Origin of the sequence: Georgenia sunbinii (genome assembly GCF_036421875.1) — a bacterium.
Taxonomy (GTDB): Bacteria; Actinomycetota; Actinomycetes; order Actinomycetales; family Actinomycetaceae; genus Georgenia_B; species Georgenia_B sunbinii.
On record NZ_JAZGOL010000001.1, the window covers coordinates 209,402 to 224,748 of the forward strand.

15 protein-coding genes are annotated in these 15,347 nt (G+C 71.0%); 10 read left to right on the forward strand and 5 right to left on the reverse strand.

Annotated features, from left to right (window positions below; translation table 11 throughout):
* The first annotated feature begins 15 nt into the window (after positions 1-15).
* The 10 genes from rapZ to V2J52_RS01035 all read left to right on the forward strand — a co-directional run bounded on the left by rapZ (position 16) and on the right by V2J52_RS01035 (position 8,460).
* Positions 16-990 carry an RNase adapter RapZ gene (gene rapZ / locus V2J52_RS00990; protein ID WP_491062100.1) on the forward strand — a complete coding sequence of 325 codons (975 nt, stop codon included), beginning with the start codon at positions 16-18 and terminating at the stop codon, positions 988-990.
* Complete coding sequence (locus V2J52_RS00995; protein WP_331225801.1) at positions 987-1,997, forward strand: gluconeogenesis factor YvcK family protein; 1,011 nt, start codon at positions 987-989, stop codon at positions 1,995-1,997. The genes rapZ and V2J52_RS00995 overlap by 4 nt, the downstream gene beginning before the upstream one ends.
* Positions 1,998-2,078: 81 nt before the next feature.
* The gene (whiA, locus tag V2J52_RS01000) at positions 2,079-3,068 is read left to right on the forward strand and encodes a DNA-binding protein WhiA (RefSeq protein WP_331225802.1); all 990 of its coding nucleotides are present in this window, start codon (positions 2,079-2,081) and stop codon (positions 3,066-3,068) included.
* Positions 3,069-3,359: 291 nt separating this feature from the next.
* Positions 3,360-4,367: a type I glyceraldehyde-3-phosphate dehydrogenase gene (gene gap / locus V2J52_RS01005; RefSeq protein ID WP_331225803.1), complete on the forward strand. Its 1,008-nt coding sequence runs from the start codon at positions 3,360-3,362 to the stop codon at positions 4,365-4,367.
* A gap of 104 nt (positions 4,368-4,471) precedes the next feature.
* Positions 4,472-5,662: a phosphoglycerate kinase gene (locus V2J52_RS01010; protein WP_331225804.1), complete on the forward strand. Its 1,191-nt coding sequence runs from the start codon at positions 4,472-4,474 to the stop codon at positions 5,660-5,662.
* A 4-nt stretch (positions 5,663-5,666) separates the two neighbouring features.
* Entirely contained in the window at positions 5,667-6,458 is a 792-nt protein-coding gene (tpiA, locus tag V2J52_RS01015) for a triose-phosphate isomerase (protein WP_331225805.1), read from the forward strand.
* 154 nt (positions 6,459-6,612) lie between these two features.
* Positions 6,613-6,855: a preprotein translocase subunit SecG gene (secG, locus tag V2J52_RS01020; RefSeq protein ID WP_331225806.1), complete on the forward strand. Its 243-nt coding sequence runs from the start codon at positions 6,613-6,615 to the stop codon at positions 6,853-6,855.
* Between the two features lie 13 nt (positions 6,856-6,868).
* Positions 6,869-7,216 (forward strand): RNA polymerase-binding protein RbpA, encoded by a 348-nt coding sequence (locus tag V2J52_RS01025; RefSeq protein ID WP_331225807.1) that lies wholly within the window; start codon positions 6,869-6,871, stop codon positions 7,214-7,216.
* Between the two features lie 282 nt (positions 7,217-7,498).
* Entirely contained in the window at positions 7,499-8,113 is a 615-nt protein-coding gene (locus V2J52_RS01030) for a hypothetical protein (RefSeq protein ID WP_331225808.1), read from the forward strand.
* Positions 8,114-8,253: 140 nt separating this feature from the next.
* The gene (locus V2J52_RS01035) at positions 8,254-8,460 is read left to right on the forward strand and encodes a hypothetical protein (protein WP_331225809.1); all 207 of its coding nucleotides are present in this window, start codon (positions 8,254-8,256) and stop codon (positions 8,458-8,460) included.
* On the opposite strand, the gene pgl is transcribed toward V2J52_RS01035, so the two are convergent.
* The 5 genes from pgl to tkt form a co-directional block, all read right to left on the reverse strand.
* Complete coding sequence (gene pgl / locus V2J52_RS01040; RefSeq protein WP_331225810.1) at positions 8,407-9,210, reverse strand: 6-phosphogluconolactonase; 804 nt, start codon at positions 9,208-9,210, stop codon at positions 8,407-8,409. The two genes, V2J52_RS01035 and pgl, sit on opposite strands and share 54 nt — an antisense overlap.
* A complete protein-coding gene (locus tag V2J52_RS01045) occupies positions 9,207-10,145 on the reverse strand; it encodes a glucose-6-phosphate dehydrogenase assembly protein OpcA (RefSeq protein WP_331225811.1) in 939 nt (312 codons plus the stop codon). Before V2J52_RS01045 ends, pgl begins: the two co-directional genes overlap by 4 nt.
* A 13-nt stretch (positions 10,146-10,158) precedes the next feature.
* Positions 10,159-11,706: a glucose-6-phosphate dehydrogenase gene (zwf, locus tag V2J52_RS01050; protein ID WP_331225812.1), complete on the reverse strand. Its 1,548-nt coding sequence runs from the start codon at positions 11,704-11,706 to the stop codon at positions 10,159-10,161.
* A gap of 152 nt (positions 11,707-11,858) precedes the next feature.
* Positions 11,859-12,980 (reverse strand): transaldolase, encoded by a 1,122-nt coding sequence (gene tal, locus V2J52_RS01055; RefSeq protein WP_331225813.1) that lies wholly within the window; start codon positions 12,978-12,980, stop codon positions 11,859-11,861.
* Positions 12,981-13,046: 66 nt separating this feature from the next.
* Complete coding sequence (tkt, locus tag V2J52_RS01060) at positions 13,047-15,227, reverse strand: transketolase (RefSeq protein ID WP_331225814.1); 2,181 nt, start codon at positions 15,225-15,227, stop codon at positions 13,047-13,049.
* Between the last annotated feature and the right edge of the window lie 120 nt (positions 15,228-15,347).

Here is a 15,347-nt window from a genome sequence, read left to right on the forward strand (position 1 = left end):
AGCGAAGGGACCGACATGGAGCCTGGCCAGGACGCCACACCCCCCGCAGACGGCGACGCCGCCCGCCACCCGGGCACGGTGCCCGAGGGGATCCCGCTGCTCGACCGGCAGACGCCGGCGCAGCCGGACGACCGGCCCGAGCTGCTCGTCATCACCGGGATGTCCGGCGCGGGGCGCTCCCGGGTGGCGACCACCCTGGAGGACATGGACTGGTTCGTCGTCGACAACCTGCCGCCGCGGATGCTCGACCCGCTCGCCCGGATGCTCACCGCCTCCGGAGGCGGGGTCAAGCGGCTGGCCGCCGTCGTCGACGTGCGCAGCGGGGAGTTCTTCGCCGAGCTGCTCACCGTGCTCGACGAGCTCCAGGCGCAGGGCGTCAACTACCGGATGATCTACCTCGAGGCCGACGACGCCGAGCTGGTGCGACGGTACGAGCAGGTGCGCCGCGCCCACCCGCTGCAGGGCGAGGGCCGGATCCTCGACGGGATCGCCGCGGAGCGCGAGCTGCTGCTCGACCTGCGCCAGCGCGCCGACACCATCATCGACACCACGAGCTTCAACATCTACGACCTCGCGCGCTTCATCCGGCAGCGGATGGGTGCCGAGGGCGGCCAGCCGGTGCAGCTGACGATCGTGTCCTTCGGCTTCAAGCACGGCCTGCCGCTGGACGCCGACCACGTCGTCGACGTCCGCTTCCTCTCCAACCCGTACTGGGTGACCGAGCTGCGTCACCTGTCGGGCCGCGACGAGGCCGTGAGCCGGTACGTGCTCGGGCAGCAGGGGGCGCAGGAGTTCGTCAACCGCTACGTCGAGCTGCTGCTGCCGGCGCTGGAGGGGTACGAGCGGGAGCTCAAGCACTACGTGACCATCGCCATCGGTTGCACGGGCGGCCGGCACCGCTCGGTCGCGGTCGCCGAGCAGATGTCGGAGCGGTTCCGTGACCAGGGGCGGCAGGTGCGCACCCTCCACCGTGACGTGGGTCGAGAATGAGCACCGCGCCGACGCCGTGGCCCAGCCAGCTCGACCGCGGGCTGCGAGTGGTCGCGCTCGGTGGGGGCCATGGCCTCTCGGCGACCCTCCAGGCGTTGCGCCACGTGTCGAGCGAGCTCACCGCCGTGGTCACGGTCGCCGACGACGGCGGGTCTTCCGGCCGGCTGCGCCACGAGCTCGGCCGGTTGCCCCCCGGAGACCTGCGGATGGCGCTCGCCGCGCTGTGCGGGGACTCGGAGTGGGGGTTGACCTGGCGCGACGTGCTGCAGCACCGGTTCACGTCGGAGGGACCGCTCCACGGGCACGCGCTGGGCAACCTGCTGATCGTCGCGCTGTGGGACATCCTCGGCGACGAGGTCGCCGGACTCGACTGGGTGGCCCGGCTGCTCGGCGCCCGGGGGCGGGTGCTGCCAATGGCGTCGGTGCCGCTCGATATCGAGGCACAGGTTCAGCTGCCCGCCTCCACGGGGTTGTACACGGTGCGCGGCCAGTCCCGGGTAGCGGTCACCAGCGGGACCATCACGTCGGTGCGGCTGATCCCGGAGGACCCGCCGGCATGTGAGGAGACCCTCACCGCAGTCCGTGAGGCCGACTGGGTGGTCCTCGGGCCCGGGTCTTGGTATACCTCGGTCATCCCGCACATGCTCGTCCCGGAGCTGGCGACCGCGCTCCAGGAGACCAGGGCCCGCCGTGCCCTGACGCTCAACCTGTCAGCGCAGGTCGGGGAGACGGACGGGATGACGGCGGCCGACCACCTGCGCACGCTGCGCGAGCACGCGCCTGACCTGCGCCTCGACGTCGTCATCGCCGATCCGGCCGCCGTCGACCAGATCGACGAGCTCATCGCGGTGGCGCGGACGCTGGGCGCGCGGGTACTGCTGCGCCAGGTCGGGCTCGGGGACGGCAGTGCCCGGCACGACCCGCTGCGCCTCGGGGCGGCGTACCGTGACGCCTTCGACGGTGTGCTCGCCGACGTCGACGAGCACACCGGCCCCGCGACCGGGTAGGTCTGGCGTCGTGAGAGGCTTCCAGCTGGCAGACGACCGGGTGTAACCGACCGAGAGGGCACGAGCAGAGTGAGTGCAAGGATGTCGGCGACCTCGCTGACCGCGTCCGTGAAGGACGAGCTGGCGCGGCTGGAGATCGACAAGGTGTCGGCCCGCAAGGCCGAGGTGGCGGCGACGCTACGGTTCGCCGGGGGGCTGCACATCATCTCCGGAAGGATCGTCATCGAGGCCGAGCTCGACCTCGGCATCGCGGCGCGCAGGCTCCGGCAGGCGATGAAGGAGCTGTTCGGGCACGGCAGCGAGGTGATCGTCGTCTCCGGCGGTGGCCTCAAGCGCGGCAACCGGTACGTCGTCCGCGTCGTGCACGACGGCGAGTCACTCGCCCGTCAGACCGGGCTGCTCGACAACCGCGGCCGCCCGGTGCGCGGCCTGCCGCCCGCCGTCGTCTCGGCCAGCGTGACCGAGTCGGTGGCGGCGTGGCGTGGCGCCTTCATCGCCCGCGGCTCGCTCACCGAGCCCGGCCGCTCCAGCGCGCTGGAGATCACCTGTCCCGGCCCGGAGGCCGCACTGGCGCTCGTCGGTGCCGCCCGCCGGATGCAGATCTCCGCCAAGGCCCGCGAGGTGCGCGGCATCGACCGCGTCGTCATCCGCGACGGCGACGACATCAGCGCGATCCTCACCCGGATGGGCGCCCACGACGCCGTGCTCGTCTGGGAGGAGCGCCGCACCCGGCGCGAGGTGCGCGGCACCGCCAACCGGCTGGCGAACTTCGACGACGCCAACCTGCGCCGCTCGGCACGGGCCGCCGTCGCCGCCGGTGCCCGGGTGGAGCGCGCCTTCGAGATCCTCGGGGAGGACATCCCCGAGCACCTCGTCGAGGCCGGCAAGCTGCGGCTGGCGAACAAGGAGGCCAGCCTCGAGGAGCTCGGTGCGCTCTCGGTCCCGCCGCTCACCAAGGACGCGGTCGCCGGGCGGATCCGACGCCTGCTGGCGATGGCCGACAAGCGCGCCCACGAGCTGGGGATCGGCGACACCGAGGCCGTCCTCACGCCGGACATGCTCGACCTCTGAACCGGTTATCGCGACCGGCGAACACGCCCGGGCCTGAGACGTGAGACACACTCGGAATGCCGGAATCTTGCGGTTTTAGAGACCGCGGTCACCGAACCCCTCAGGAACGTGCGTTGCCGTCGCCGCTGGCGGGGTTCGGGGGAGACCTACGTCCTCTCGCCGGCCGAACCGGCGGTGTAACCTTGGGGCCGTGGGAAGGCGGCTGGGAGCCGCCTGACCAGCGCGTACTGAGCGCTTCCACACCCGACAGACGATATGCGTGCGCCGAGCGGCGCACTACAGGAGGACATAGTGACCATCCGCGTCGGCATCAACGGTTTCGGCCGCATCGGCCGTAACTTCTTCCGCGCCGTGCTCAGCACGGGGGCGGACATCGAGATCGTCGGGGTCAACGACCTCACCGACAACAAGACCCTGGCCCACCTGCTCAAGTACGACTCCATCGCGGGCGTGCTCGACCAGGACGTGAGCTACGACGACGACTCCATCACGGTGGGGGGCAAGGTCGTCAAGGCCTTCGCCGAGAAGGACCCGGCCCAGCTGCCCTGGGGCGAGATCGGTGCCGACATCGTCATCGAGTCCACCGGCCGCTTCGTCAGCGGTGGCGCCGCCAAGGCGCACCTGGACGCCGGCGCCAAGAAGGTCATCATCTCCGCGCCCGGCAAGGACGTGGACGCCACCTTCGTCATGGGTGTCAACCACACCGACTACGACGCCGCGCAGCACAACATCTTCTCCAACGCGTCCTGCACCACGAACTGCCTGGCGCCCATCGCCAAGGTTCTCAACGACGCCTTCGGCATCGAGCGTGGCCTGATGACCACGATCCACGCCTACACCGCGGACCAGAACCTGCAGGACGGCCCGCACAGCGACCTGCGCCGCGCCCGCGCCGCCGCGCTGAACATGGTCCCCACCACCACCGGTGCCGCCAAGGCCGTCTCCCTCGTGCTGCCCGAGCTCAAGGGCAAGCTGGACGGTTACGCCATGCGCGTGCCGGTCCCGACCGGCTCGGCCACCGACCTCACCTTCACCGCCACCAAGCCGGTGACGGTCGAGGAGGTCAACGCCGCGGTCAAGGCTGCCGCCGAGCTGCCGCAGTGGAAGGGCATCCTCAAGTACACCGAGGACGAGATCGTCTCGCAGGACATCGTCGGCGACTCGCACACCTCGATCTTCGACGCCGGCCTCACCAAGGTGATCGGCGACCAGGTCAAGGTCCTCTCCTGGTACGACAACGAGTTCGGCTACGCCAGCTCGCTGGTCAAGCTCTCCGAGTACGTGGGCGAGCGTCTCTGAGCTAGCCCCGCTCCACTCGTGACGGACGTCCGCGCACCGATCGTTCGGGGCGCGGACGTCCTCATGTCTGCCACCTCCCGGTACCCGACCCCAAGGAGTACGTCATGTTGACCATCGACAGCCTGGGTGACCTGCGCGGCAAGCGCGTCCTGGTCCGCTCCGACTTCAACGTCCCGCTGGACGGCACCACCATCACCGACGACGGCCGCATCCAGGCCGCCCTGCCGACCCTCACCGCGCTGCTCGACGCCGGTGCCAAGGTCATCGTCACCGCCCACCTCGGTCGCCCCAAGGGCGCCCCGGACCCGGCGTTCTCGCTGGCGCCGGTCGCGACCCGCCTCGATGAGGTCCTCGGCCGCCCGGTGACCCTCGCCGCCGACACCGTCGGCGAGGACGCCAAGGCCAAGGCTGCCGCGCTCGCCGACGGTGAGGTGCTGCTGCTGGAGAACATCCGCTTCGACGCCCGCGAGACCTCCAAGGACGACGCCGAGCGCGGCGCCCTGGCCGACGAGCTCGCCGCGCTGGCCGACGCCTTCGTCTCCGACGGCTTCGGCGTCGTCCACCGCAAGCAGGCGTCGGTGTACGACGTCGCGCTGCGCCTGCCGCACGCCGCCGGCACGCTGGTCTTCAAGGAGATCGCGTCGCTGAGCAAGGCCACCGGCAACCCCGACCGGCCCTACGCCGTCGTCCTCGGTGGCTCGAAGGTCTCGGACAAGCTCGGTGTCATCGGCAACCTGCTGACCAAGGCCGACCGTCTCCTCATCGGTGGCGGCATGGTGTTCACCTTCCTCGCTGCCAAGGGGTACTCGGTGGGCAGCTCGCTGCTCGAGGAGGACCAGGTCGAGACGGTCAAGGGCTACCTGCGCGACGCTGAGACGAACGGCGTGGAGATCGTGCTGCCCACCGACATCGTCGTGGCGCCGGCGTTCGCCGCCGACGCCCCGGCCACCGTCGTGGCCGCCGACGCCATCCCGGACGACCAGATGGGCCTGGACATCGGCCCGGAGTCCGCCGCGCTGTTCGCCTCGAAGATCGCCGACGCGAAGACCATCGTGTGGAACGGCCCGATGGGCGTGTTCGAGTTCGACGCGTTCGCGGCCGGCACCAAGGCCGTCGCGCAGGCGATGCAGGACGCCGCCGGGTTCACCATCGTCGGTGGTGGCGACTCCGCCGCCGCAGTTCGGGTTCTCGGTTTCGACGAGGACAAGTTCGACCACATCTCCACCGGTGGCGGCGCCAGCCTCGAGTTCCTCGAGGGCAAGGTTCTGCCCGGCGTCGCGGTTCTGGAAGACTGAGGCCATGACGAACCGCACCCCGCTCATGGCGGGCAACTGGAAGATGAACCTCGACCACAACGAGGCGATCCACCTCGTGCAGAAGCTCGCGTGGGCGCTGAAGGACAAGGAGCACGACTACGACGACGTCGAGGTCGTGGTCGTCCCGCCGTTCACCGACATCCGCTCCGTGCAGACGCTGATCGACGGCGAGAAGCTCGGTGTGCGCTACGGCGCGCAGGACGTCTCCGCGCAGGAGAGCGGCGCCTACACCGGCGAGATCTCCGCGACGATGCTCGCCCGGCTCGGCGTGAGCTACGCCGTCGTCGGGCACTCGGAGCGGCGCCAGCTCCACGACGAGGACGACGCCCTCGTCGGCGCCAAGGCCAAGGCCGCGCTCGGCCAGGGAATCACCCCGATCATCTGCGTCGGGGAGGGGCTGGACGTCCGGCAGGCCGGCAACCAGGTCGCCTACACCCTGGCGCAGATCGACGGCGCGTATGCCGGGCTGGACGCCGAGGCCGCCGCCAAGACGGTCATCGCCTACGAGCCGGTGTGGGCCATCGGCACCGGTGAGGTCGCCACCCCGGAGGACGCGCAGGAGGTCTGCGGCGCGATCCGTGGCCGGCTGGCCGAGCTGTACGACCAGACCGTCGCCGACACCGTCCGCGTGCTCTACGGCGGCTCGGTGAAGTCCGGGAACGTCGCTTCCATCATGGTCAAGGAGGACGTCGACGGCGCGCTCGTCGGCGGCGCGAGCCTGCAGGCCGAGGAGTTCGCAGCCATCGTGCGCTTCCAGGAGCACGCGACGGCCTGACCCCGCCACCACCACGACGCGCCGTGCTCCCCAAGGTCTTGGGGGACACGGCGCGTCGTGGTTTCCGTGACGGGCACCTCATCGCCTATCCTTGAGCAGTTGCGGCGTCTGCCGCTGCCCGAACCACACCGAACTCGAAGGAGCCACCGGCTCGATGGACATCTTGCGGATCGTGCTCCAGGTCCTGCTGGTCATCACCAGCGTCTTCCTTATCCTGTCGATCCTTATGCACAAGGGGCGCGGCGGCGGCATGTCCGACATGTTCGGCGGCGGCATCAGCTCCTCGATCGGATCCTCCGGGGTTGCCGAGCGCAACCTCAACCGGATCACCGTGGGAATCTCGGTGCTGTGGGCGACGACCATCGTCCTGCTCGGGATCATGGCGCGGATCAACTGAGAAGGGGACGACCGTGGCTGGTGGAAGTGCGATCCGTGGCTCGCGCGTAGGTGCCGGGCCCATGGGCGAGGCCGAACGGGGCGACGCTGCCCCGCGCGTGCGAGTGTCCTACTGGTGCGCCAACGGCCATGAGACCCGCCCGAGCTTCGCTGCGGAGCCGGAGATCGTCGTCCCGGAGACGTGGGACTGCCCGCGCTGCGGGATGCCCGCCGGCCAGGACCAGGCAGCGCCGCCGTCGGCTCCCAAGAACGAGCCGTACAAGACGCACCTGGCGTACGTGAAGGAGCGGCGCACCGACGCCGACGGCCAGGCCCTCCTCGACGAGGCCCTCAGCGCCCTGCGCACCCGCCGCGGCCAGTAACCCCCTTTCTCCTCGCCGAGAGCGGGATTATCCGCGAGAGCAGACTTGTCGCCGACAGCGGGATTATCCGCGACAGCAGACTTGTCGCCGACAGCGGGATTCTCCGCGACAGCAGACTTGTCGCCGAGAGCGGGATTGTCCGCGACAGCAGACTTGTCGCCGAGAGCGGGATTGTCCACACGGGTATGACTGCGGTCGGCTGCGTCGGCAGGGGTGTTCACCTGTGCAGGCCGGTGATAATCTCGCGCCTGCGCCACGAGGCGCCGGTCGCGGGGGACAGCCATGGCAGCACGGGAGCACACCCAGGTCCAGCAGTCGTTGCCGGCGCAGCAGCCCCAGCGCGATGGCGAGCGGTCGCGCCGTCGGATCAGCGTACTTTCTGCCGCGTCGGGGATGGTGCGGCTCGCACCGGGTGATATTGGGCGGCTCACACCGAACGACCTGCGGCACCTGCAGCGGTCCGCCGGGAACCAGGCGGTCGGTCGGACACTGGCGGAGGATCGCCCGGTGCAGCGGTGGCCCGACATCACCAGTGGCGACGGCACCTTCAATTACGTCCTCGGCGCGGAGTTCGTGAACAAGCACGTCGCCGACTCGTTGGCGGAAGCGCGGCGCAAGGCGCAGCACTGGTATGACCCGGAGGACCCGCACCGCACTGCGGTGACTGTTATTCTGCGGAGCTCGCTGACCGCGGTGACCCGGGCCGGCGACGCCACCCGCCGTCACCCCTATGACTGGTCGCTCATGATTGACGTCACCGGGGTGACGATGGGGCCGAGCGGCCGGGTCGGTTCCAACGGCGATCCCGGAACCCTCGAGGACATCGAATCAGTGGTCGTGAGCGGGTACAACCACGGAGCCGGTGGCAAGATCACCCACGTCGCGGCAGCGCAGTAGGCGCCGGGAGGAGAGCTGGCTTCCCGTCGAGAGCCGACGTGTCCGCGAGAGCAGACATCTCACGGAGAGCGGGATTGTCCGCGCAAGTAGGGCCCACTCACGGGCCGACAATCCCGCTCTCGCGGACAATCCTGCTGTCGGTGACACGTCTGCTGTCGGTGACAAGTCTGCTGTCGGTGACAATTCTGCTGTCGCGGACAAGTCTGCTGTGGGTGACAATCCCGCTGTCGGCGACAAGTCGGCTGTCGGTGACAAGTCGGCTGTCGGTGTCGTTGTGGCGGGGTGGTGAAGGGCTAGGCGGGGAGGGCGGTGGCGGCGGGGAGGTCGAGGAGCCAGAGGGTGCGTAGGCGGCCGCGTACCATGCCAGCGGGGACCTTCGGACCCTCGGTGCCATCCTCGTCGACCAGGCCGGAGCCGGTCAGTGCGGCGGCGACGGCCGGTGCCTTGGACTCACCGGACACCACCAGCCACACCTGGCGCGCGGAGCTCAACGCCGCGAGCGTGAGGCTGACGCGCTCGGGCGGCGGCTTGGGGGAGTCGGGCTCGGCGATGGCGCCGACCTCGGTGACGTCGAGGCTCGGGCGTCCGGGGAACAGTGACGCGACGTGCCCGTCGGGTCCCATCCCGAGCACCAGGGCCGCGAACTCCGGCACGGTCGCGCCGGCCGGGGCGTGCTCAGCGAGCTCGCGGGTGTAGTCGGCCGCAGCGGTCTGCACGTCCGGCGCCCGGTCCGGACCGGGCATGGTGTGGATGTTGGTGGCCGGCAGCGGCACGCGGGCGAGCAACGCGGCGCGTGCATCACGCTCGTTGCGCTCCTCGTGCCCCTCGGGCACGAAGCGCTCGTCGCCCCACCACACGTGCACGGCGCTCCAGTCGACGGCAGCGGCCAGCGGGTTCTGTGCCACCTGCTCGAGCAGGCTGACGACGATGCTGCCGCCGGTGAGCGCGATGTGCACCGGGCTGGCGACCGACTGCGCGTCGATCAGCGTGAGCAGCAGCCGCGAGGCGCCGCCGTGGGCGAGCAGCTCCGCGCTCGGATGGACGACGACGACGGGCGGCGCGCCTTCAGTGAGCTCGGATGCGGTGGTGTCGGTCATGCGTCCTGCCTTTCCGGTGCGGTGATGAGTGGTAGTCCCTGGGTGAGGACACGGCCATAGGTCTCGTCGGGGTCGAGCCGGCGCAGCTCCTCGGTGAGGCAGTCGGCCAGCGTGCGCTCGGCAAGGTTGATCCGCTGGTCCATCCGGCCGGGCCGGGTGAGGAAGGCGACGTTGGCGCCGGGCTTGCGGTGCAGCAGGATCGGGCCGCGGTCCCGGTCCAGGGCGACCTGGGTGACGGCGTTGGCGCCCTCTTCCTCGATCCGGACCTCGACGCCGAGCGTGTGCGCGAGCCAGCCGGCGAGCATGTAGACCGACGGGCGGCCCGGCGCACCTGTCACCCAGGCGGCGTCGACGCGGTCGTGCGGCGGCTCGTCGAGGGTGGCGGCGAGCAGTCCGCGCCACAGCGTCACCCGTGCCCACGCGAGGTCGGTGTCTCCGGGGGCGTAGCCGGGGGCGAGTGCACGCAGCGTGGCGAGCGGGTCCGCGGTGGCGGTGGCGTCGGTGATCCGGCGCTGCGCCATCGCGCCCAGCGGGTCCTTGCTCGGGACGGCGGGCGGCTGCCCGGTCCACCACACGACGATCGGAGCGTCGGGCAGCAGCAGCGGCACCACGAGGGTGTCGATCTCGTCGGCCGGTCCGCCGCGGGGCCGCAGCACGACGACCTCGCTGAGCCCGGCGTCACCGCCGACCCGGATCTGTGCGTCGATGCTCGCCGGGCCGTCCTCGCCGTCGTTGACGACGGCGATCACCCGGCAGGGGTGCTCACGAGAGGCGCCGTTGGCGGCCTCCAGCCCGCGCTCGGCGGCCTCGGTGGACTCGGCGACGACGATGAGCGTCAGCACCCGGCCCATCGCCTGGGCGCCGCTGGCGCGACGCAGCTCGGCGAGCTTGGCGGCGACCTCGCCAGAGGTGGTGTTGCGCATGGTGGTGATCATCGAAGCGTTCCCTTCACGGCATCCGCCACTTGCGGCCATCACGTTGCAGCATCTCGTCGGCGGTGGACGGACCCCACGAGCCGGGTCGGTACCCCTCGGGCTGTCCGGCCGTCGACCAATGCTCGGTGATCGGGTCGAGGATCTCCCAGGACAGCTCGACCTCCCGCTGGTGCGGGAACAGCGGCGGGTCACCGAGCAGCACGTCGAGGATGAGTCGCTCGTAGGCCTCGGGGGAGTCCTCGGTGAAGGCGTTGCCGTAGCCGAAGTCCATCGTCACGTCGCGCACCTCCATCGCGGTGCCGGGGACCTTCGCGCCGAACCGGATGGTCACGCCCTCGTCGGGCTGCACCCGGATGACGAGCGCGTTCTGGCCGAGCTCGGAGTCCTCGGCCAGGCCGAGGGGCAGGTGCGGCGCACGCTTGAAGACGACCGCGATCTCGGTGACGCGGCGTCCCAACCGCTTGCCGGCACGCAGGTAGAACGGCACGCCGGCCCAGCGACGGGTGCCGACCTCGAGCCGCATCGCGGCGTAGGTCTCGGTGATGGAGTCGGCGGTGATGCCGTCCTCGTCGAGGTAGCCCTGGACGTGCTCGCCGCCCTGCCAGCCGGCGGAGTACTGGCCACGCGCCGTCGTCTCGCCGAGGTCGTCGCCGAGGCGGACGGCGGAGAGGACCTTCTCCTTCTCGCGGCGCAGCGCGTTCGCGTCGAAGGAGAAGGGCTCCTCCATCGCGGTGAGCGCGAGGAGCTGCAGCAGGTGGTTCTGGATGACGTCGCGGGCGGCGCCGATGCCGTCGTAGTACCCGGCCCGGCTGCCGATGCCGATGTCCTCGGCCATCGTGATCTGCACGTGGTCGACGTAGTGCGCGTTCCACACCGGCTCGAACAGCTGGTTGGCGAAGCGCAGCGCGAGGATGTTCTGGACGGTCTCCTTGCCGAGGTAGTGGTCGATCCGGAAGACCGAGCTCTCGGGGAACACCTCCGACACGACGTCGTCCAGCTCCTTGGCGGACTCGAGGTTGTGCCCAAAGGGCTTCTCGATGACCACTCGGCGCCAGGTGTCCTCCGCGGGCTCGGACAGGCCGGAGCGCTGGAGCTGCTTGAGGACGAGCGGGAACGAGCGCGGTGGCACCGAGAGGTAGAAGGCGTGGTTGCCGCCGGTGCCGCGCTCGGCGTCGAGGTCGGCGACCGTCTTCGCGAGCGTGTCGAAGGCGTCGTCGTCGTCGAACTCGCCCTGGACGAACCGGAAGCCGCTCGACAGGTGCTCCCAGGTGCGCTCGGAGAACTCGGTGCGGGCGTGCTCGCGGACGGCGTCGTGCACGATCTTGGCGAAGTCCTCGCGAGACCAGTCGCGGCGGGCGAAGCCGGTGAGTGCGAACGACGGCGGCAGCAGGCCCCGGTTGGCGAGGTCGTAGATCGCCGGGAGCAGCTTGCGCTTGGCGAGGTCGCCGGTGACTCCGAAGATGACCAGGCCGGCCGGGCCGGCGATCCGCGGCAGGCGGCGGTCGTCGGGGTCGCGCAGCGGGTTGGTCCCGCCCCGCTCGAGGGGGTCAGCGTTACTCATGGTCTCCTCACGGCGGGGCGCGCCAGGTTCAGGAACGTTCAGCGGGCCAAGGGTACCGGCAACCGTTGGCCGCACGGGCGCCGCGTCACCAGGTGGACGCAGCGAAGGCCGCGACCCCGGCTGGGGTCGCGGCCCTCGCGGGTCGGCATCGATCAGGCCGACGGCGGTGCTTCCAGCCCGGAACGGACGCGCTCGGTGAGCTCGTCCCAGCTCTGCTGGAACTTCTCGACGCCCTCGGTCTCGAGGGTCGCCATGATGTCGTCGTAGGAGACACCGACGCGCTCGAGCGCGTCGAGCTGCGCGCGGGCCTCGTCGTAGGTACCGGTGACGGTGTCCCCGTGCAGCTCGGCGTGGTCCGCCGCGGCGCGCAGCGTCGACTCCGGCATGGTGTTGACGGTGCCGGCGACGACGAGGTCCTGGACGTAGAGCGTGTCCGGGTAGGCCTTGTCCTTGACACCGGTCGACGCCCACAGCAGCCGCTGCGCGCGGGCACCGGCCGACGCCAGCGACTGCCAGCGCTCGGAGGAGAAGATCTCCTCGTAGGCCTGGTAGGCGAGGCGTGCGTTGGCGATCGCGACCTTGCCGCGCAGCTCGGCGGCGGCCGGGTCGTCGAGCTTGTCCAGCTCGGCGTCGGCGGCGCTGTCGATCCGCGAGACGAAGAACGACGCCACCGAGTGGATGCTCGACAGGTCGATGCCGGCGTCGCGGGCCTTCTCCAGGCCGTCGATGTAGGCACCAGCGACCGCGCGGTAGCGGTCGAGGGAGAAGATCAGCGTGACGTTGACGTTGATGCCCTCGGCGATCGACTGGGTGATGGCCGGCAGCCCCGCCGGGGTGGCCGGGATCTTCACCAGCAGGTTCGGGCGGTCGACCAGCTTCCACAGCTGGCGGGCCTGGGCGATGGTGCCCTCGGTGTCGTTGGCGAGGTAGGGGTCGACCTCGATCGACACCCGACCGTCGACGAAGTCCGAGCCCCGGTAGATGTCGAGGAAGCGGTCGCAGGCGTTGGCGACGTCCGACGTCGTCAGTGCGGTGATGGTGCTGGCGACGTCGGCGCCCTGCTCGGCGAGCGCGCGGATGTCGGCGTCGTACCGGTCGCCCTGGGAGAGCGCCGCGGCGAAGATCGACGGGTTCGTCGTCACGCCGACGACGTGGTCCTCGGCGATGAGGGAGTCGAGGCTGCCGGGCCCCTCGCCCTCGAGGCGCTCGCGCGAGAGGTCGTCGAGCCAGATCGAGACGCCGAGCTCGCTGAGCTCGGAGAGGTGGTTGGTCATGGTGCTCCTTCGTGGTGTGCCCGGCGGCCGACCGTGGCCGGCCGCCGGGCAGTGCCGTCGTTGGTGCTACTTGGGCAGGTCACCGGTGCCGGAGGCGGTGCCGCCGGCCTGGTCGGTCGGCGCAGCGTCGCCTGCCGCGGCGGCGATGGACTCGCGCGCCTTGGCGACGGTCGCGGCCGGGGTGAGGCCGAACTCCTCGTAGAGGCGCTCGAAGGCGGCCGACGCGCCGTAGTGCTCGAGGCTCACGCTGCGGCCGGCGTCGCCGACGACCCCGTGCCAGCTGAGGGCGATCCCGGCCTCGATCGAGACGCGGGCGCGCACCGAGGGCGGCAGCACCGACTCGCGGTACGCGTCGTCCTGCACGGCGAACCACTCGAGGGACGGCATCGACACGACGCGGGTCGCGACGCCGTCGGCCTGGAGGGTCTCGCGCGCGGCGAGCGCGATCTGCACCTCGGAGCCGGTGGCGATGAGGATGACCTCGGGGGTGCCACCGGTCGCCTCGGCGAGCACGTAGCCGCCGCGGGCCGCGCCGTCGGCGGAGGCCAGGGTGTCACCCTCGGCCGCGCCGTCGCCGCGGGCGGGGTTGGGCACGTTCTGGCGGGTGAGGACGAGACCGGCGGGACGCTCGGTGTTCTCCAGGATCGTGCGCCAGGCGACGGCCGTCTCGGCGGCGTCGGCCGGGCGGACGACGTCGAGGCCCGGGATGGCCCGCAGCGCCGAGAGGTGCTCGACGGGCTGGTGGGTCGGGCCGTCCTCGCCGAGGCCGATCGAGTCGTGGGTCCACACGAAGGTGGACGGGATGCCCATGAGCGCTGCGAGCCGGACCGCGGGACGCATGTAGTCCGAGAACGTGAGGAAGGTACCGCCGTAGGGGCGGGTGAGGCCGTGCAGCGTGATCCCGTTGAGGATCGAGCCCATGCCGTGCTCACGGATGCCGAAGTGCAGCGTGCGGCCGTAGGGGTTGCCCGGGAACATCTTCGAGGAGCGCTCCACCGGCAGGAAGGACGGCTCGCCCTTCATCGTGGTGTTGTTCGAGCCGGCGAGGTCGGCGGAGCCGCCCCACAGCTCGGGCAGCGTGTCGGCCAGCGCAGAGAGCACGGAGCCCGACGCGGATCGGGTCGAGACGGCCTTGTCGGCCTCGAAGGTCGGCAGCGCGTCGGTCCAGCCCTCGGGCAGCTCGCCGGCCCGCAGCCGCTCGAGCAGCTTGGCGCCGTCGGGGTTGGCGGTCTGCCACGCCTGGAAGTGGGTCTCCCACTCCTTGCGCGCGGCGGCGCCGCGGTCGATGACCTTGCGGGCGTGACCGAGGACCTCGTCGCTCACCTCGAAGTTCTGCTCCGGGTCGAAGCCGAGGACCTGCTTGAGGCCGCTGACCTCTTCGCCGCCGAGCGCCGAGCCGTGGATCGCGCCGGTGTTCTGCTTGGTGGGCGCGGGCCAGCCGATGATGGTGCGCAGCGCGATGAACGTGGGCCGGTTGGTCTCGGCCTTGCCGGCCTCGATCGCGGCGAGGAGCGCGTCGGCGTTCTCGGTGTAGCCGGTGCCGCCGTCGGTCCAGTCGACCCGCTCGGTGTGCCAGCCGTAGGCGGCGTAGCGGGCGAGGACGTCCTCGGTGAACGCGATGTTCGTGTCGTCCTCGATGGAGATCCGGTTGTCGTCCCAGATGACGACGAGGTTGCCCAGCTCCTGGACGCCCGCGATGGCGCTCGCCTCGTGGGTGACGCCCTCCTGGAGGTCACCGTCGGAGGCGATCACGTAGATGTTGTGGTCGAACGGGCTGGTGCCCGCCGCGGCGTCGGGGTCGAGCAGGCCGCGCTCCCGGCGGGCCGCCATGGCCATGCCGACGGCGTTGGACAGGCCCTGGCCGAGCGGTCCGGTGGTGGCCTCGACGCCGTCGGTGTGGCGGAACTCGGGGTGGCCCGGGGTCTTGGAACCCCACGTGCGCAGCGCCTGGAGGTCCTCGAGCTCGAGGCCGTAGCCGGACAGGTAGAGCTGGATGTACTGGGTGAGCGCGCTGTGACCTGCCGAGAGGACGAACCGGTCACGCCCGAGCCAGTGCGGGTCGGTCGGGTCGTGCCGCATGACGTTCTGGTACAGCAGGTATGCGGCGGGGGCCAGGCTCATCGCGGTGCCGGGGTGGCCACTACCGACCTTCTGGACGGCGTCGGCGGCAAGCACTCGGGCCGTGTCGACGGCCCTCCGGTCGAGGTCGGTCCACCCGGTCGACTGGGTGCTGGTGGTCTCGGTCACGTGGGGACTCCCTTGAAGGTGTACGACGGGCGCGGTCGAGCTCGGGGCAGACGCCCGCGCGCGACCACGGATACGACTGATCCTATCGGGCGTCGGCAACCTGGGGCAGGTGGTCTCACC